The 18,480-nt window shown below is 33.5% G+C and carries 22 protein-coding genes and 1 tRNA gene; 15 read left to right on the forward strand and 8 right to left on the reverse strand.

Annotated elements, in window-relative coordinates:
• The first annotated feature begins 145 nt into the window (after nucleotides 1-145).
• The 6 genes from MMARC5_RS08645 to MMARC5_RS08670 all read left to right on the forward strand — a co-directional run bounded on the left by MMARC5_RS08645 (nucleotide 146) and on the right by MMARC5_RS08670 (nucleotide 6,288).
• Nucleotides 146-2,794 carry a hypothetical protein gene (locus tag MMARC5_RS08645; protein WP_011869431.1) on the forward strand — a complete coding sequence of 883 codons (2,649 nt, stop codon included), beginning with the start codon at nucleotides 146-148 and terminating at the stop codon, nucleotides 2,792-2,794.
• A gap of 171 nt (nucleotides 2,795-2,965) precedes the next feature.
• Nucleotides 2,966-3,283, forward strand: a complete 318-nt coding sequence (locus MMARC5_RS08650; protein WP_011869432.1) for a helix-turn-helix domain-containing protein — start codon at nucleotides 2,966-2,968, stop codon at nucleotides 3,281-3,283.
• A gap of 4 nt (nucleotides 3,284-3,287) precedes the next feature.
• Complete coding sequence (locus MMARC5_RS08655) at nucleotides 3,288-4,370, forward strand: class I SAM-dependent methyltransferase (RefSeq protein ID WP_048058533.1); 1,083 nt, start codon at nucleotides 3,288-3,290, stop codon at nucleotides 4,368-4,370.
• A 50-nt stretch (nucleotides 4,371-4,420) separates the two neighbouring features.
• Entirely contained in the window at nucleotides 4,421-5,446 is a 1,026-nt protein-coding gene (locus MMARC5_RS08660; protein WP_011869434.1) for a H(2)-dependent methylenetetrahydromethanopterin dehydrogenase-related protein, read from the forward strand.
• A 10-nt stretch (nucleotides 5,447-5,456) separates the two neighbouring features.
• Nucleotides 5,457-5,930, forward strand: a complete 474-nt coding sequence (locus tag MMARC5_RS08665; protein WP_011869435.1) for a GTP-binding protein — start codon at nucleotides 5,457-5,459, stop codon at nucleotides 5,928-5,930.
• A gap of 13 nt (nucleotides 5,931-5,943) precedes the next feature.
• Nucleotides 5,944-6,288 (forward strand): roadblock/LC7 domain-containing protein, encoded by a 345-nt coding sequence (locus MMARC5_RS08670; protein WP_011869436.1) that lies wholly within the window; start codon nucleotides 5,944-5,946, stop codon nucleotides 6,286-6,288.
• Between the two features lie 169 nt (nucleotides 6,289-6,457).
• Here MMARC5_RS08670 and MMARC5_RS08675 read toward each other — a convergent pair whose 3' ends face one another.
• Entirely contained in the window at nucleotides 6,458-7,408 is a 951-nt protein-coding gene (locus MMARC5_RS08675; protein ID WP_011869437.1) for a PLP-dependent aminotransferase family protein, read from the reverse strand.
• A 127-nt stretch (nucleotides 7,409-7,535) separates the two neighbouring features.
• Between MMARC5_RS08675 and MMARC5_RS08680 the strand changes: the two genes are divergently transcribed.
• From MMARC5_RS08680 to MMARC5_RS08720, 9 genes are all read left to right on the forward strand, one after another.
• Nucleotides 7,536-8,426 (forward strand): selenium metabolism-associated LysR family transcriptional regulator, encoded by an 891-nt coding sequence (locus MMARC5_RS08680; RefSeq protein ID WP_011869438.1) that lies wholly within the window; start codon nucleotides 7,536-7,538, stop codon nucleotides 8,424-8,426.
• A 75-nt stretch (nucleotides 8,427-8,501) separates the two neighbouring features.
• Nucleotides 8,502-9,254 carry a DNA polymerase sliding clamp gene (locus MMARC5_RS08685; protein WP_011869439.1) on the forward strand — a complete coding sequence of 251 codons (753 nt, stop codon included), beginning with the start codon at nucleotides 8,502-8,504 and terminating at the stop codon, nucleotides 9,252-9,254.
• Between the two features lie 34 nt (nucleotides 9,255-9,288).
• Nucleotides 9,289-9,876, forward strand: coding sequence for a DNA replication complex GINS family protein (locus MMARC5_RS08690; protein WP_011869440.1), 588 nt, complete (start codon nucleotides 9,289-9,291; stop codon nucleotides 9,874-9,876).
• Nucleotides 9,833-10,114, forward strand: coding sequence for a 50S ribosomal protein L44e (locus tag MMARC5_RS08695; protein WP_012193727.1), 282 nt, complete (start codon nucleotides 9,833-9,835; stop codon nucleotides 10,112-10,114). The genes MMARC5_RS08690 and MMARC5_RS08695 overlap by 44 nt, the downstream gene beginning before the upstream one ends.
• Before the next feature lie 22 nt (nucleotides 10,115-10,136).
• Nucleotides 10,137-10,322, forward strand: a complete 186-nt coding sequence (locus MMARC5_RS08700) for a 30S ribosomal protein S27e (RefSeq protein WP_011869442.1) — start codon at nucleotides 10,137-10,139, stop codon at nucleotides 10,320-10,322.
• A 113-nt stretch (nucleotides 10,323-10,435) separates the two neighbouring features.
• Nucleotides 10,436-11,233 carry a translation initiation factor IF-2 subunit alpha gene (locus tag MMARC5_RS08705; RefSeq protein ID WP_011869443.1) on the forward strand — a complete coding sequence of 266 codons (798 nt, stop codon included), beginning with the start codon at nucleotides 10,436-10,438 and terminating at the stop codon, nucleotides 11,231-11,233.
• Between the two features lie 4 nt (nucleotides 11,234-11,237).
• Complete coding sequence (locus tag MMARC5_RS08710) at nucleotides 11,238-11,393, forward strand: RNA-protein complex protein Nop10 (RefSeq protein WP_011869444.1); 156 nt, start codon at nucleotides 11,238-11,240, stop codon at nucleotides 11,391-11,393.
• A gap of 5 nt (nucleotides 11,394-11,398) precedes the next feature.
• Nucleotides 11,399-12,064 (forward strand): 2-amino-5-formylamino-6-ribosylaminopyrimidin-4(3H)-one 5'-monophosphate deformylase, encoded by a 666-nt coding sequence (arfB, locus tag MMARC5_RS08715; protein ID WP_011869445.1) that lies wholly within the window; start codon nucleotides 11,399-11,401, stop codon nucleotides 12,062-12,064.
• 9 nt (nucleotides 12,065-12,073) lie between these two features.
• Nucleotides 12,074-12,529 (forward strand): methanogenesis marker 9 domain-containing protein, encoded by a 456-nt coding sequence (locus MMARC5_RS08720; protein WP_011869446.1) that lies wholly within the window; start codon nucleotides 12,074-12,076, stop codon nucleotides 12,527-12,529.
• On the opposite strand, the gene MMARC5_RS08725 is transcribed toward MMARC5_RS08720, so the two are convergent.
• From MMARC5_RS08725 to MMARC5_RS08750, 7 genes are all read right to left on the reverse strand, one after another.
• A complete protein-coding gene (locus tag MMARC5_RS08725; protein WP_011869447.1) occupies nucleotides 12,526-13,422 on the reverse strand; it encodes a hypothetical protein in 897 nt (298 codons plus the stop codon). The two genes, MMARC5_RS08720 and MMARC5_RS08725, sit on opposite strands and share 4 nt — an antisense overlap.
• Before the next feature lie 22 nt (nucleotides 13,423-13,444).
• Nucleotides 13,445-13,534, reverse strand: a tRNA-Sec gene (locus MMARC5_RS09710).
• A gap of 92 nt (nucleotides 13,535-13,626) precedes the next feature.
• The gene (locus tag MMARC5_RS08730) at nucleotides 13,627-14,640 is read right to left on the reverse strand and encodes a homoserine dehydrogenase (protein ID WP_011869448.1); all 1,014 of its coding nucleotides are present in this window, start codon (nucleotides 14,638-14,640) and stop codon (nucleotides 13,627-13,629) included.
• Between the two features lie 11 nt (nucleotides 14,641-14,651).
• A complete protein-coding gene (locus tag MMARC5_RS08735) occupies nucleotides 14,652-15,134 on the reverse strand; it encodes a hypothetical protein (protein ID WP_048058534.1) in 483 nt (160 codons plus the stop codon).
• 158 nt (nucleotides 15,135-15,292) lie between these two features.
• Nucleotides 15,293-16,894 (reverse strand): sodium:solute symporter family protein, encoded by a 1,602-nt coding sequence (locus MMARC5_RS08740; protein ID WP_011869450.1) that lies wholly within the window; start codon nucleotides 16,892-16,894, stop codon nucleotides 15,293-15,295.
• Nucleotides 16,895-17,086, reverse strand: a complete 192-nt coding sequence (locus tag MMARC5_RS08745; RefSeq protein WP_011869451.1) for a symporter small accessory protein — start codon at nucleotides 17,084-17,086, stop codon at nucleotides 16,895-16,897.
• A gap of 329 nt (nucleotides 17,087-17,415) precedes the next feature.
• Complete coding sequence (locus MMARC5_RS08750; protein WP_011869452.1) at nucleotides 17,416-17,952, reverse strand: CDP-2,3-bis-(O-geranylgeranyl)-sn-glycerol synthase; 537 nt, start codon at nucleotides 17,950-17,952, stop codon at nucleotides 17,416-17,418.
• Nucleotides 17,953-18,480 lie beyond the last annotated feature (528 nt).

Below are 18,480 nucleotides of genomic sequence, written 5' to 3' on the forward strand. Positions count from 1 at the left end.
ACGTATTATGTTTACAGTTATTAATATAATTTCACTACTCGAACCTACATAAACAAGTACACAAAAATTATTTTAAAATTAATCGGCAAATTCAATAAAAATAATGTTTCACAGACTATTTCGAAATTACCGTTTCAGGGGTATCATGCAAAAAGTAGCAATATTATTGTTTATTTTAGTGTCTACTGTATCTATGAACTATGCAGCAGATTCGGACGGAATTGAAATATATAAAATATGGGCTACAGGAGATAGTACCAACTCTCAAAAAATTTACTTAGATTTAAATAACCCTTCATTAAACATCGGTCTCGTAAATACCGGCCCCTATCAAAAAAATATAAAAGTTGAAGCTAAATGCGAGGATGAAACCTGGGAATCGCCAATAATTTCACTTTCGCCAAATTCTCATTCTGAAAAAATTGTGGAATTAAGAATTAAATTTACAGAAATTGGTGAACATACTGTAGATATTTCATTGACTGACGAATACGGAAAAAGCGTTGGATCACAAAGTGTTCGTGTGAACGTTATAAGTCCAATCGACGTGAAAAATATAACCTGTCAGGAAAGTTTCATTTCCGGAACAAAGTCAAATTTAGAAATTGTAAATGATAATTGGTATACTGTAACCTTAAAAAGCAATGCAAAAGCTCAATCCGATTACGAAGTGAAAACTTGGATATATGTGGTTTCTAAAGGTTATTCTGGAGATCCGACTGAGGAGGGCACGTCAGGAAATATTAACATATTATATGACGGTCAAGAAAATGCAAAAACTGTATATGTTCCTTATCATTCTGAAGTGGAATTATCTTTTAAAATTCCAGAAATTATCTCTGAAGACGAAGATTTTAAACTACAAGTTCATACTGAGGTTATGGGATTACACGATTATACTGATGGAATCGAAGAAACTACTCTGGTAAATTCGGGCGGAAGTATATCTTACACGTACAAAAAAACAGTTAAAGAATTTAAATTTCCGATTGGTTTTGTAAGCTTTTCTGAATTTAAAGATTTGAATGGCACCAGTGAAGATTATGTAAGTGAATTTTATAAAAATTCAAAAATTTATGATGAAAAAGTTGAATCCTACCTAAACGATAGAATTGTAAATGAAAACGTCCTTCCAAGAGCATATGTTGAAGAAGACCCATTTATTTCAATTTTAAGAATTGAAGTAAACAATAGATTCGATAAAAAATTAGATGCAAACATGGTATTGCAAAGTCATAATGGTTACAATGTAACCAAAACGATCAAAATCGATCCAGAGGAATCGAAAACAATCTATATGCCTTATTTTACAAAATTAAATGATGAAAATGACTTTGATATTTTTTTATATTCTAATTCCCACTATATTTACACTCTGGAGAAGAGTTTGAATATAGATCCGGAGATTGTTACTCCTGTTGTTTTTTACAATATTTCTCTTCCAAATGATGAATTGGTTAGTACGAAAAGTGATCTTTCTGCAAACGTTTTAGTTGGAAAGAATTATACTGCGTATGTTTCATTAAAAAATAATTACAATCGTACATTAACCGGAAAACTTTATGTTGGAGAACATTATGCTAGCGATGATATTTATGAATCAGATGTTTTTGAATCAAGTGAGCCAATAACGTTTAAACTCGGTCCAAAAGAAGTAATATCTTATCCAATAACTTTAAAATTTAATAAAGAACTTAATGGTCCAATCGAGTTTGTATACGAGGTTCAGGGGCCCCCAAACAACGAAGATAGTGATATTTCTGGACACAGTACATTCTGCCATGTAAACGCATACAATGCATTGGATATCCGTAGGGTCGAATACAATAATACGATATTACCAAAAATTGCAACACTAAATGAAAATAGTAATGTGTTTGCGGAATACCCCATTGCAGGTTTTAACAATTCATGCATGGTGTCAGTTGAAAGTTGTATTCCTAAAGATATTGCCTATAAAATGTGGGTAGACGTTTATGATTCAAATGGGGAGTTAAAAGCAATTTCAAATGAAAAAATTGTGGTAGTTAAGTCTAAAAATGTACAAGAAATTAATTTTGAAATGTTCTTTGAAGAGGGATTTTTAGGGTATACATTATTCCATGCAATTCCATTATCTGATTTTGAAAATGTGGAAATATTGTATACTGAAGGGTCGGGAACAGTTTCAAAGGCAATAGATCCAACTGCGCCGATTGGCAGGTACTCCAAAATCGATTTAATGGGTCGAGTTCCAACGAGCACGACGGAAGTAACCGAAATCGTGGCCCCTATAAAAATCGAAGACATGACCTATTCAGAAAATAATTTGGACATGATTATCTCTTCAGGTCTTTCAAGCATTTATCCTGTTAATTTATCTTATTATTATAGAGTTACAATTTCAACTAATAACGAAACTATATATAAAAGTCCAACCTATAAGGACATAATTCATTCTACAGAGTCGAAACCATTGAAAATTAAACTGGGTGATGTTGATGGGGAAAATTACAATATAGTCTTTGAGGTAGAAATTCCTGATTTTGCAAAGGAATCAGGAAAATACTATCCAATGACTCTTAAAAAATCATTAAATATTTACAATAATCAAGAAATAACTTTCGAAGAAACCACAGCTGAAGATTCCGAAGTTAAAACTGAAGAAGTGGCTGAAGAAATCACTGAAGCAAGTTCTAACTCGGATGATCAATCCAATAATATAAATGAGGATAGTGGTATTATCGGGAGCATAATGGACAAGTTAGGTAGTTTCGCTTCCAAAATCCCTATTATAAAAAACTTAATACACTAAAAAATCTTATCGGCGGTATTAAGCTATTGGTGGCTAACCATATAAATATCGTAAATACCACCAAGTAAATTATTACCCCTATAATCCCCAGCATTAAGAACATTCTTAATGACTAAAGATTTAATGTTAATAATCCTATCCCCCGAGGTGTCTTTTTTGGGATCAGAAGACATGATGTTTATAAATCCAACGATAATAAGATCTCTAAACAAGAGCAAGCTAAGAAAAAAAATCGTGTATTTCTTATATGATATACACCCACACGGTACTTACCTTTCAGAACTTTCTCGAAGGGTAAAATCTGACCCAAGCAATGTTTTGGGATGTTTAAAAGGAATGGGAAATCGATATAATGGCAGTTCATCATTAATTGAACTTGGACTTGTAAATTGCGATGGAAAAGAAGGAATGAAGATATATCAAATGACCGCTTACGGAAAGAACGTAGTTGAATATCTTAAAGACTACGATTCTGCCGACAACTGGTGAAATCATGGTCTTTAACGTAAACAGTTCAGGCAACAAATCCCGGGTGATGTCAGGTATGGTTTCCGAAAATGGCATTTTAAAATACAATCCAAATTTCAGCGAAGCTGATCTAAGTAGTTTAACAAAAAAAGTAGATTCGTTAAATTATACTGTTGAATATATAAACAATGAATTAATGGGAACATTTTTCAGGCAAGGGCTTAAATTTGGAATATTTAAAGCTATCGAGGATTTTAGGCCTACAATTTCAGATTTAATGGCGATTTTGGGATACCCCAATAAAGTTTTCGTAGAAAAATATATAAAAACAGGTTTAAGTTTAAATTTACTTGAATTAACTGAAGAAGGGCGATTAGAATTAAATTCTAAGTTTATGTATTCTTCAATACATCCTGAATACAATAGGATTATTTCAGATCATGTTTCAAAATACGACTTTATGGCAGGACTCGTGCAATATGCATTTATAGGTTATGATCATCCAGAAATTCTTTTGAACTTCAAAAAAGATGCAGATATCTGGGACATGATGCTAAATACGAACTACATGAAAACATGTAGGGAAGTAGTTTTTGAATATCTGGGTGTAAAGAATGGAGATACTGTTCTTGAAGTAGGTTGTGGTTCAAGGTCTCCAGTTTATTTTGCATCGAAAGTAGCTCCAAATGGGGCATATACTGGAGTAGACATTTCAAAAAAACTCATAAGGGTTGCAGAAGGAAGGTTAAAGAGAAGCGGAGTCGAATGCGTAAACTTAAAATCCATGGATTTTTCTGAAACGATTACTAAATACAAGCACGATTACGTGTTATGTATACATACATTAAGTTACGCACATTCCATGAAGTTATTCCTCAAAAAAATGATGGAATCACTTAGAAAGGGTGGTAAACTCCTAATAATGGAGGAATTTTTTACTGAAAATATCAATACAAATGCAGAACTCTTTGAATTTTACAATCACTTAAACAAATACTTCAAAAATTACGTTTCAAGAACAGAAATTCTAAAAGAAATCGAAATGCTCGGATATGATTTTAAGTATGAACTTCTTGGAAATAACTGTATCGTAGTCGAAAGGATTTAATAATTAAACTACCTAATTAAATTCGTTTATTTTTTTTAAAAGGTGGTTGAATGAAGGTTACGGTATATGGCGCAGGTAATCAGGACCTGTATGTTAACCAATTAGATTTACCCGGGGCATATGGTGGAGTTCCCCCATATGGCGGAAGCAGAATGGCTATTGAATTTGCAGAAGCTGGTCATGATGTTATTTTAGCAGAAATTAACAAATCGATTTTAACCAATGATCAATGGAAAGTCGTCGAAGAATCTGGCGTCAAAGTACTAACCGATGATGCAGAAGCCGCAAAAGAAGCAGAAATCGCGATATTTTTTACACCCTTTGGTAAAAAAACCGTGGAAATAGCTAAAAATATTTTACCACACCTTCCACAAAATGCAATCATTGCAAATACGTGTACAGTTTCCCCTGTTATTTTATACACAATGTTGGAAGTTGAATTAAGAACTAAAAGAAAAGATATTGGTATTACATCAATGCATCCTGCAGCAGTTCCGGGAACTCCTCAACACGGACATTATGTAATCAGTTCAAAATCAACAAATGGAACAGAATACGCTTCAGGAGAACAGATTGAAAAATGTGTTAAACTTACTGAAAGCATTGGAAAAACCCCTTATCTCGTTCCAGCAGATGTATCTGCAACAGTATCTGATATGGGATCATTATTAACTGCAGTTACCCTTTCGGGAGTATTGGATTATTATTCAGTAGGAACAAAAATAATCAAAGCTCCAAAGAAGATGGTAGAACAGCAAATTTTAATGACATTACAGACAATGGCATCGCTTGTTGAATCTTCTGGTGTAGATGGTCTTTTAAGAGCATTAAATCCGGAATTAGTTACAAAGTCTGCTTCTTCCATGCATTTATTGGAAAAACAAAAAGATTTGGATGCAGCACTTGAAATATTAACTAACTTAGATGGGGAATTGCAAAAAGCATCAACAAGTGCAGAAATAAAGCCAACAACGCTTGTTGCAGCACAGTCCTTAGTAAAAGAGCTTGAAACCTTAATTGGTGGTCCAGCAGCTAACGGTGCTATTAAGAGAAGTACAAGAAAACTCTTCCAATAATGGGATATTAATGGTAAAAGAACTTAAAATAGTGGTAATGGGCTCAGAAGATGTGGGTAAAACCACGCTCATGGAAAAATTAATCAAAAATATTGGCAAAGTAGAGCATAATGGAACTACTGTAGCGATAGACTATGGTAGAATCGAAATGGGTGATAAAAAATTCCATTTCTTTGGGACTCCAGGTCAGGAACGATTTGGATTCATGAGGGAAATTGCAATCGAAGGGGCAGATTATGCTTTTTTAGTTCTTGATGCCACTGTCGGTTTAAGAAAGGTTGATTTAGATATTATTGGCTTATTAACCAACAAAAATATTCCATTTTCGGTATTCATAAATAAAATGGATTTATGCAATGAATCGAATGCAATTGATATAATAAATAATTTGAACTGTTTGACAGAAAATTCAAATATCGTTACAGGATCGATCTATCGAAAAGAGGGTTTATCCGAAATAATAGATCAATTGAAAATAATCTAGTGGGGTAATAGTTATGATTGACAGAATTCTTGCAGATTTGAGTAAAACTGAAGGAATAAAAGGATCCATGGTTGTAGGAAAAGATGGGCTTGTTATTGCATCACAAATACCATCAAACCTCGATAGCGAACTTATCGGTGCAATGGCTTCTGCAGCATTTGGTTCTGCTGAAAGAACTGCGACAGAAATCGGCCAAGGGGCACTCGAACAGATGATGGTCGAAGCAGAATTTGGTAAAACTTTAATGACAGATGCCGGGGAGGGAATTTTAGTTGTACTCTCCGATTCAAAAGTAAATCTTGGGTTAATCAGAATATCAATGAAAAAAGCAACTGAAAAAATTAAAACAGCATTTTAATTAATGCCATTAATTTATTATATGGATGATGAATTCATGATCTAAATTAATTAATAAGATTTAAATATATTTTATACTTATATTATATGGGGATATGGATTTTAAATGTTTTCAGTAGTAGTGGGGAATATGAATCTCACGACTGTATACATACACACTCTATCTTTTTTTATTTTTTAAAAAAATTTAATATCTCGTAGATTTCATCTTCGCTAATTTTATGAATATCCATTTTTTTTATCTCTAAAACCAGTCCTTTTCGTAAAATTCTCTCATAAAGAGGACACAATGTAAAAATTGATTTTCCATTGTCGAGTTTAACTGATTTATCGATGCTTTTGGCGATTTCTTTTGGATTTTCATATTCTAAAAATACAGATACTCCATCAAAATTCTTAAAGTATGCATTTTCCATATTTTCTTTAACTATTTTTGAAAAGTTTACGCAAAGTTTGTACGACTTTTTTGAAATCAGGGTTTCTTCTATCAATTTTCCGTAAATATCTGGCATTTTGTATGTTTTTAAAAGATTTTTAATGTCTTCTTTTAAGCTTTTGTCTTTTAAATTTTCATTAATTTCTTTAGAAATCCCTAAAAACCCGCCGTATTCGCAATTTATAATTTTTGGTGATCCTGTCGAACAAATAACCATATCTCCGTATCCAGAATCCCCTCCAATTTTTCCAGAAACGTCTTCAACAAACAAACAATTATTTTCTTTACATATTTTTGCAATTTCTTTTAGTGGCTGTTCTGCAAGGTATCCTGCAAGCGAAGTTAAAAAGAGAGACTTTGCACCGCTTTCTTTAATTTTTTCTTCGAGAGTTTCAGTATCTACTACTCCAAGGTCAGTTTTTAGTGTTTCAACATTTAATCCTGATAATTTAGAATATGTTTCAAAACCTTTCCATCCGCCCATGTCGGGAATTAACGTTTTTGAATTTGGATTTAATTTTGATATAATTTCTGATGCAATATGGATTGCAGAATTTCCTGATGGAAGAATATTGAGTTCTTTTTCAGAAAATAAAAAATCATTTACTATTCTTTTTAATTCATCGGGATTTCCAGAAGTTCTAATTTGTGATTCGATACGGGGTTTTCTGTGCGGGATTATCATCTGTTCACCAGGATATTTTCAATTTAATTCCGTAATATGCTTTAAAGAAAATAGTGGCATGATTATATATATTAGTTTTTCTAATAGTATCTACCTATAAGGATAAATGTTTAATAATAGTGATACCATGGACCCAAAAATTAGTTACTTTCAAACGTTTTTATTTGCCGCAAAGACTAAAAGCTTTTCTAAAGCAGCAAAAAAATTGGGTGTTACACAAGGAACTGTAAGCAACCACATATCTGTTTTAGAGAAATTCTTCGATGCACAGCTTTTTTTGAGAACTCCCGAAGGAGTTGATTTAACTACTGAAGGAAATATTTTGTACGAAAATGCAGAAAAATTACTCGAAAATATATCTAACGCAAAACAGCAGATGAGAATTCTTCACGAACATCCTGAAGGCGTAATTCGAATTGCTGCAAGTACTACACCTGGGGAACATTTACTCCCAAGCATAATTAAAGATTATACTAAGGTTTATCGAGATGTATCATTCCAGATTCAAATTACTGATTCTGAAAAATGTTTCAAGCTTTTAGAAGACAGGACAGTTGACATAATCGCAGTTGGAAATATCTATGATGGATCATACGAAAGTGAAGTAATCGGAAAAGATAGGCTTGTACTCATAGTTCCGCCAGAACATCAACTCGCGAAAAAAGGAGTTGCAAAACTTTCAGATATATTAAAAGAAGATTATATTGACAGAGAAGTTGGATCCGGTACAAGAGAGATATTTGTAGAAGCTTTACAGGATAAAGGATATTCAATGATGGATTTACATACAATCATGAGCCTTGGAAGTAATTCTTCAATCATTACGGCAGTTTCAGAAGGATACGGTATATCAATTATTTCAGAAATCCCTGCAAAAAAAGCGGCAGATGCAGGACAGCTAATAATAGTTCCTATTGAAGATTTAGACCTCACTAGATACATGTATCTTGTAAAAGGAAAGAAACCAAGAAACCCAAGTGCAATAAAATCATTCTGGGACTTTGTTTCAGGAAAATAATTTTTGAATCACTTAAAAAACCATATATATTTTTTGTACAATAATTCATATGAATTAAAAATCATTGGTGAATGAATGTTCAGGGCTACATGCAATACAAGAGATTTTAAAAAAGTTATTAATGCAACTAGCAATTTAGTAGATGAGATTTGTTTTGAAGTGGACGAAAACGGCATCAAAGCAAGTGCAATGGATCCGTCACACGTGGCTTTAGTGAGCATGGAAATGCCAAAAGACGTTTTTGAAGAATACGAAGGAGACGTTCACGATATCGGGATTGATTTAGAAGCACTTAAAAAAATCATTGCAAGAGGAAAGGGTGACGAAAAATTAATTCTCGACCTCGATGCAGAAAAAAACAAATTGAATGTTACTTTCAAAAGCAACGTTACAAGGAAATTTTCAATCGCGTTATACGACGTTTCATCAAGTAATTTGAAAGTTCCAGACATTGAATATCCAAACAACGTTTCAATCAAAGCAGGGGCATTTGTTGAAGCTTTAAAAGATGCAGAACTTGTAAACGATCACATAACTTTGAAAGTTGATGAAGATAAATTCATAATCTATTCAAAAGGCGATCTAAACCAGAGTGAAACTGTATTTGACAACGGCGTTGATGATGACGATGATACACTTGCAGAATTCAATATGGGAGAAGCTTCAAGAAGTACTTTCAATTTAGCTTATTTAAAAGACTTAACAAAATCAACTGCGGCAGAAGACCTTTTAAAAATATACCTTGGTTCAGACATGCCTGTTAAAATCGAGTACGAAGTAAGCGGTTCAAAACTTGTATTTTTACTTGCACCAAGAATCGAATCTTAAATTTTATTTTTTTATTATCGAAACGTGAAAAACCATGTATAAGAAAATAAGGGATGCATTTTTCAATGAATTTTTTAAAGAAGGTTTGTCAGACCTTCCAGAAAATTTCTACAAAGATGCCCGAAACTATCTCGAAACAATCGATGATAATACTAAATCAAAACGAGTAAAATACTACCTAAATAATCTTTTAAGTTTCAGAATTTACAAGGTAAACTGTTTAAAAGAAAGTTCGAATAAATTTGTTCAAGATGAAAAAAATGTCATAAAGTTTATCGAAGAAACCTGCTATGGAAGTGGTAATGAAGATTACATTCCAGAATTAGATGAATCCGATAAAAAAAAAGACAAATTTTCAGTTGATTTAAATAAACCGGAAGAAAAAACCGATAAGTGTCAAATACCAAAACATATAAATAGTGAAAGTGATATTGATATTGTAAGAGTCATCACTAAGTTCCCCTGCTTTACAGATGGGAATTTACAGTATATTTTAAACAAGAATGACGTTATCTCTTTGGATAGGAAATTTTCAAAGATTTTAGAGAAACACAATATTATTAAACGGGTGAACATCCATGAAGATGAAAAAAAAGATGAACAGGTACTGCCCATACTGTAAAAAGCATACTGCACACACAGTAGAAAGAGCTAAAAAAAGAAAAGCTAGCGAATTGAAATGGGGTCAAAGACAATTCAGAAGAGTGACTGCAGGATACGGAGGTTACCCAAGACCTTTACCTGGAGGAGCTAAACCAATTAAAAAATTGGATTTAAGATATAAATGTTCCGAATGCGGAAAAATGCACACTAGAAGCAACGGTGGCTTCAGAGCAAGAATGTTTGAATTAGTAGAATAATTAAGAAAAACGGTGAGAAAACATGCAATTAATCTCAAAACCTAAAAGCAGATTCTTAAAAGTTCAGTGCACAGATTGCAACAATGAACAAGTTATATTTGGATGCCCTTCAACAGAAGTTAAATGTGCAGGATGCGGTAAAATCATCGCTGAACCAAAAGCTTCAAAAGGCGCAATCAAAGCAAAAATCTTAGAAGTATTACAATAACTCTTTTTATTCTTTTTTAAAAGTCTTTCAAAGTAGTTCGATTTTATAATTGTTTAAATACTAGTGGGTATAAACACTCCATATGCTTATTATAAGATAATCAAGGTGGAATCATGAGAAACGATTTTCCTGAAGAAGGGGACATTATAATCGGAAATGTTATCGATGTTAAGTCTTTCGGGGCATTTATCGAACTTTTGGAGTATCCTGGGAAGGAAGGAATGGTTCACATTTCTGAAGTTTCTTCTGGATGGATTAAAAACATAAGAGACCATATTAAAAAGGGTCAAAGAGTAGTTGCAAAGGTAATGAGAGTAACCCCTCACAAAAACCAGATCGATCTTTCATTGAAAAGGGCAACCGATCAACAGAAAAAAGTAAAAGTTCAGGAATGGAAGAGATTCCAAAGAGCTGAAAAATTACTCCAGTTTGCATCAGAAAAACTTGGAAAAACGGTTGAAGAAGGATGGGAAGTTGTTGGATATCCTTTAATCGATGAATTTGGGGAATTATACGACGCTTTTGAATCAATAGTAATTGAAGGAAAAGAAGTTTTAGGGGAACTTGAAACACCACTACCAAAAGAATGGGCAGATGTAATTTACGAAATTGCAAGTGAAAACATCGAACTTTCAAGTGTTAAAGTTGCAGGAATCGTTTCTCTTACAACAACTGACCCAACAGGAGTAAAAATCCTTAAAAACGGTCTGAAAAAAGCTTTAAAAGCAAACCCTTACGAGGATGTAGAGGTAAATATCACCTATATCGGAGCTCCAAAATATCGGGTAGAAGTACTCGCACCAGACTACAAAAGCGGAGAAGACGTGCTCAGAAGAGTGTCTGAAGAAGCAATCGACTTTATTAAAAAACACGCTGGCGGAACTGGAAGCTTTGTAAGAGTTGAAGAGTAATACTATGAAAATGAAAAAATGCCCTAAATGTGGAAGATACACATTGAAAGATTTTTGTAGTGAATGTAATGAAAAATCCGTTACAGTAAAACCTCCGAGATTTTCTCCAGTTGATAAATACGGAAAATACAGAAGGGCCCTTAAAAAAGCCAAAATGTGAATTTTATGGTTGATTTGAGATACGCTTCCGGAAATATTTTTGATGAAAAAGTCCACGAGATGGGAATTATTGCTCTTGGATCATTTCTTGAAAATCATGGTTCAGCCCTTCCAATCGATACAGATGCAAAAATTGCATCATATATCGCATTGAATGTTTCAATTAGTACCGGTGCAAAATTTCTGGGTGTAGTTATCCCTTCAACAGAATATTCTTACGTGAAACACGGTATTCACGATTCCATCGAAGATGTAATTACTTATATTAAATATCTGGTCGAAAATGGCAGAAAAATCGGGATAAATAAATTCTTGATTATAAACTGCCACGGCGGAAACACCATAATTTTGGATGAACTTTCAAAATTGAATTCTAAAGACTGTTTTATCAAAATGGAAAGCGTATGTTTAACCCATGCATCAACTGAAGAAGTATCCTTGGGATATGCAGTTGGAATACTTTCAGAAGACAATATGAAGACCCATGATCCCAAGATTTACGAAGAAATTGGAATGGTCGGTCTAAAAGAAGCAAGGGAAAAAAACGAAGCTATAGATTTAGAAGCAAAATCTGTAGAGAAGAATGGTGTTTTTTTAGATAAAACTCATGGAAAATCCCTTTTAAATGATTTAATTACCAATTATGTTGAAATTGTTAGAAATATGATTTAGGTGATTTATATGTGGGAAAATTCCCCTTCACACATCTGCAGAGGCGGCGATTTAAGGGGGCTTGCATTTTGTTGCCCTCCTGTAAAATATTGCCCATTACACAAGGCGTTAGAATCTATCGATATGCCTGTAGAAGAATTTTCAAAAATAAAAAAGGATTTTGGAAGCAGAACAAGGCTTGGACTTGGGAAAAACACCTGTTTTGGTAGTTTGATCTGGTGCTGTAAGGTTACAAAACCTTGTCCATTCAGAGACAGTGCAATGCTCGCAATAGACATGGGTGAAGATGAATACATGGAACTTAAAAAAGAGCTTGCTGAAGAAATAATTAAAAAATCAAAAATGTTTGAAGAAGGCGTCAAAGCTTTGGAAGAACAGGGAATTCCAAGGGGCGACGCAGAAAAAGCAATTTTGGAAGCTGGCGACTTAAAGAAAGCATATGAACTTGTAAAAAAACAAATTTAATTAATATCTTTTATTTTAGCGTTTTTGAACTCTTTAATACTTTTAAACTCAGCTTCTGTTAATTCATAGATTTTAAAGAGGGTATTATTCAATATACAGAAATTTTTAATCATTCTAAACGCTTTATCTCCGTCGTAATTATCTAAAAATGCCATAATCGGAGTTTTGTCATTAGAAACAATCAAAGCATTTTTTTCAACGACTTCAACAATTGATGGGTTTTTGGGGAGTATATTATATAAAGAATCATTTTCAACAATTTTTGGAGTTTTTTCTTTAATTTTTTCCATCAAATCTTCAAAAGATACAAAATGATTTAATAATGCATCCCTATTTTCATTTATTATTTCATTCAATTCTTCTTTTGATATCTTTTCAGAAAATATTTTTACATCGCTCACTGCAAAAATGGTCTTTAATTTATTTAGTGCTTTCAAACCGACAAGAAGTTTATCTTTTTGCTGGTGTATTGCAGCAATTTCTTCTTTATTGGAAAATAAAATGATTCCTGCTTCTTCTTTATATTTTCTAGGAAACATTGTAACTTTAAAAATCCCGTGCCCCACATAATTTTCGATATTTCCGTAAACATCAATAAAAATGTCTTTTGAAATCGGTTTACCATTTAAATTTTTAGGGGATACTTTTTCAAGTAATTTATTTACTCGATCGTAATCCATCTTTATAGCATCGATCTGGAATTCTTCAGGAATATTTTTAAAAATCTCTTTTAAATCCATTTCTTTATCGTTTAAGCTAGAAAAAACAAGTTTTGAGTTTATGTAATACAATTTAGTATTATCAAGGGAGATAATTCCAGTAAAATTGTTTAAAATAGATATTAACTCCTTTAATTGAGGAATTCCTCCTTTTTTAGAGTACATTTTTTCCATAAAACCCACCAAAAATATAAAACGGCGCAGGGGGGGAATCGAACCCCGAATTCCGACGGAACTCGACGGATCTGAAGTCCGCCCTCATCTACCAAGATAAGCACCCCGTGCCACGAACCAAGATATAAACTATTTTAAAGATATATAATCCTTTCTGTTTAATTCCTTTTAAAGTTTATTAAAAAACGTTTAAAAAAAGATGTATTAGTTTTTGAGTGTCTGGTGAATATTTACTAAATCGCTTAATATCGCTGAAGCAGTTTCAATGTCTCCGGCACCGGCTCCAACAACCACGATATCGTTTGCAAGATCAGTATTGACCATTGCAACGTTTAAACTTCCTTTAACGTTTAATGGACTGTCAATAGGTATAAGTTTTGGACATACTTCGAGTTTTTTATCTGTAACTTCGCCTATCAATTTTATCGTATGGCCACTTTTATTTGCCATAGCAAGTGCTTCAGGCGTAATTCTTGTAATTCCTTCTAAATTTACGTCTTTGATAGTTACGTCTCTTCCAAATATTGAATTTGCTAAAATTACGATTTTTGCAGCAGTATCTAAGCCGCTGATATCCTGGTGAGGGTTTGTTTCCGCAATTCCAAGTTCCTGAGCTTCTTTTAATACCGTATCAAAATCAAGCTGTTCTTTTTCCATTTTGGTCAGTATATAGTTTGTAGTCCCATTTAAGATTCCTTTTATTAATTTAATATCATTTCCTGCTAATGTTTCCTTTGCAAGATTGATGATCGGCATTGCGCCACCGACTGAAGCTTCATACCTGAAACAAACTTTATTTTCTTTTGCACATTTTACAAGGTCCTTAAATGAAACTGCAAGGGGGCCTTTATTTGCACTTACGACGTGTTTTTTGCATTCAAACGCCTTTAACATGTATGATTTTGCAGGCTCTCCTGTTTCAATGTTTGTGGGACTTACCTCCACAACAGCATCCGCACTAACTGACTCGATAACTTCTAAAATGCCCATTTCGCATCCTTTTTCAGGATAATTTGCTATTTTTCCGGTTTCTTCTTTAATTTTCAAGGCCAATTCCAAATCGAGACCGTTTTCATCAATTGCAGCACCGCTTCTGTCACAAATTGCAGCAACTTGTAAATCCATTCCATATCTCTTCTTTAAGTGTTCTGATTTGAGGGTAATGGTCTTTAGAACACCCTTGCCAATTATTCCAAATCCTACAAGAATTATCTTCATAAATTATCTCCTTAGCATGATTTAATGAACAACAAACTTTTTTCTTTAGCTATTTTCTCAAATTCGTCGTAAAGTTCGTTTAATTTTTCGTTATCTATCGTTATCCTCATTCTTGCAGAAGATTCTGCGATTGGATCAGGCATTGTTAAATCTAAATCAACAACTACGCCAATTTCGTTAATCCTATCGATTGTATCGAGTACATCAGTATCAACGATATGTCCAACGACTACCACTTCGAGGTTCGTTTTTTTCATTTTTTCGTTTATTTTGGCAACGATGACATCTAATTTTTCAAGATTTTCTATGATAGAATTTAACAAATTATCGTTTAATTTTTCGATCACGACTTTAACGGGGACTCTTCCGTCCTGTGTTTTATTTTCGCGCATATGAATAACACTAAAAATATTGGCTCCCGCAGAAGAAATCGGCTGCAATGCTTTCAAAAGTTCTCCGGGAGAATCCTTGAGTTCCAGATCAAGAAATATCATTTTTTCACCAGTCAGCATTTCGGCTACATATATACTATTCATAATCATGTTATGCACACCAAGTATAAATATTCCACCAACGCCGGTAAAAAGTTAGATTTTAAAAATAAGCCGAAATTTAATGTTAAAAAATGTCAATAAAAATAGAAAAAAAGAAATTAGATTCCTTTAAAGCACTTTTTAAGGTGTTCTTCTGAAGGTGCTTTTGTTAAGAGACTTACAACTACTGTTGCAATAAATGCAAGGGGTAATGAAATTACCATTGGATCCACGTATGGCCAAGGCATTGAGGAAATCAAAACGTCTCTACCAATCAACATTTTTGAAATTCCAAGTGCTGCTGCTTCTTTTTGATGAACAAATAGCAGGCAAAACAAGCTTACAAAAGTACCTGTCAAAAGCCCTGAAATCGCACCTTCTTTTGTAGCTCTTTTCCAGAATAATCCTAACGCATATGCCGGTAAAAACGCAGCACTGCACAGTCCAAAGAATAATGCAGTTCCTCTTGCAACGATTCCTCCTGGAAGTATGTATCCTAAGATAACTGCAATCACAATTGCTACAATGATTCCAAATCTTGTGATAATTACCGAATTCAATCCTTTTTTACCACACAATGTTTCATAAACGTCCCTTCCAATCGACGTACCCTGGGCGTGGAATTGGCTTGAAATGGTCGACATTGCAGCTGCAAGTAACGAAACCAAGAATATGTAAATAAACCATTCTGGCATCGCTTTGTTGATATATAATGGCATGATACTGTCACTGTTTCCAGTTGGGAATGCATCTGACACGGTTGCACCAATTGAGAGAATTCCTTCGGTATTCATGAAGTACACGTTTGAAAGGGTTCCTACAACGTATGCGGTACCTGTAGCAATTAAAATGAAGACTGCACCAATTAAAACAGCCCTATTTAATTCCCTGTTACTTTTTACAGTCATAAATCTAACAATGAGCTGAGGTTGTGCTAAAACTCCGATTCCAACACCCAAAATTATGCTCGAAACGATTGTCCACCACATTGGAGAACCAAATGTCGGCATCGAAGTCCACCCAGCATGCCCCATACTAGCAAGGTTTGCTGGAACTAACCCTGACATATTTGAAATTGCCTGGTGAGCTGTAGTAACCCCGCCAAGTATATCGTAGGTCATGTAGAGCAAAAATAACATTCCAAAAAACATGATTGTTCCCTGAAATGCATCTGTGTACATCACACCTTTTAAACCGCCCATTACAACGTATACTGCAATAATTACTGAAAATACAAGCAGTGCAACGTCAAATGAGATGCTAAGTGTGGTTTCTATAAACCTTGCAGCACCAATCAAAACTGCTGCCGCATAAATCGGCATTGCACAGAATATCAAAAGGCCCGAAAACCACTGTATAAATTTACTTTCAAATCGTTTTGCCAGAAGCTCCGGAAATGTAAGCGCATTTAAGTTATGGCCCATTTTTCGGGTTCTTTTCCCGAAAAATACAAATGCTATAAAGATACCTAAAAAGATATTTAGAAACGTCAGCCAGAGCAAACTCATACCAAATAGGCCCGAGAATCCACCAAAACCAACAATTGCAGCAGTACTGATAAATGTAGCACCGTAACTCATTGCCATAACAAATGGATGGATTTTTCTACCTCCAACCATGTAATCTTCAGCACTTGAAGTTCCTTTCCAACCTTTGTATCCAAGGTATCCAATAACTAACAAATAGATTAACACAATCACGTTTAGAAGAAGGATATCCATTTAGACCACCGTTCCGATTTCATCTTTCATCTTTTCTTCTTCTTTTTCCCATTCTAATTCTTCTTCAATTTCATCTGTTTCGGTTTCTGAACCTTTATTCCAATTTAATGCCCCATATATCACGCATAATAGTGTACTCAGGATGCAGAGCACGTATGCACTTAATACATAAGGGTCTGAAATGCCTAACATGAAACACCTCTTGAAAATCGATAGTCGTGTAATATGATGTAATCGACTAATATAACACATTATAAAGCTTTTATAAACTAGATACGCAGTATTTTTAGACTAACGAGAGTTAACAATACTGGAATAAAACAAAACCGAGATAACCAAATCTAAAATGTTTTTCTGTACTTTTAAACAAAGCATACTTGATTATTTTGAAAACGGACATCTGATTCATAAGGATCTCTTTGAACTTTATTAAACTTTAATTCTGCCACAAAATCCCTTACCTGTTTGTAGTATATATAAATTATTGAATCGGTTAATTAAAAAACAGAAATTGATGGGAGTTACCACCATACTTTTTTTAAATGAAGTTTATATGCGACAATATTTGAGGAAAGATGGATTAGTGGGGAAATTACGAGTAAAAGTATAATTGTGTTTATAGGTAATGGGTAGAATGGATATGCAAATAATAATGCGAATACAATAAATGTTATTTGGTCTAACAAAGGAGCTGATTGCCCTTGATTTAATTTAAATCTTCTTTTAATAAAGCTTCCAAGCATATCTCCAAAAAGAGCGCCAGTTGCAAGTAAAAAACTCAAAATAATATATCCTGATAATCCATAGTTAAACGCTGACTCTGGGTCCATATATAATATAACAATAAAATGTTGTAAAATTCCAGTAATTATTCCAAAAAGTATTCCAAAAAAAGTACCTCTGTAAGTTACACCATTTCCAATAAGTCTATACCCATCGAAAAAATTTTTTCCAAAATCAACAGGTCTTCCACCGCCTAAAATACAAGGAACCGCATTAGCTATATATGCCGGCAAAATATACCATATGGCGCTAAATAACAATAAAAGTAAATCCATGGAATCCCTCGCATATATGAAATTGACATCTAGCATACTATTTTTGTACACTATTTAAAGATTACTTCTATAAAAAAGTCGCCAAGTTGATTTTAAAAATATAAAAAAATTGGAGGGGTAAGAAATAGGGGGGTGGTTTATGTAAAGTATTGATAGTTATTAAAATAGAACGGGGAGGGGTTTTTAAATTTCTTGTAAATTGTTAGTGGTATATTACAAGTAATTAAAAGAGTTTTAGTATTATATTACTATGAGGGGTGGGAATGGGATTGGGAGAGAAAACTCTCCCACACGGTGTCCTCAGTAGTGAAGTGGGGGTATGAGGGGGGTTTAAAATAACAATCTCACTACTGTCCCACACCGTGCAATCTATACATTTCAACTTTTCATATATAAACCTAACTGTTTAGTTAGTACTTTTGAACGTAAGGTAGTACTTTTTTGATCAAATAATGTATTCAAATATTATTTTTTAATAATCTACCGTTTTTTAGGTCAATTAAAAATATTATGTCATGTATTAGGCAA

This window comes from Methanococcus maripaludis C5 (assembly GCF_000016125.1).
Taxonomy (GTDB): Archaea; AGJL01; Methanococci; order Methanococcales; family Methanococcaceae; genus Methanococcus; species Methanococcus maripaludis_D.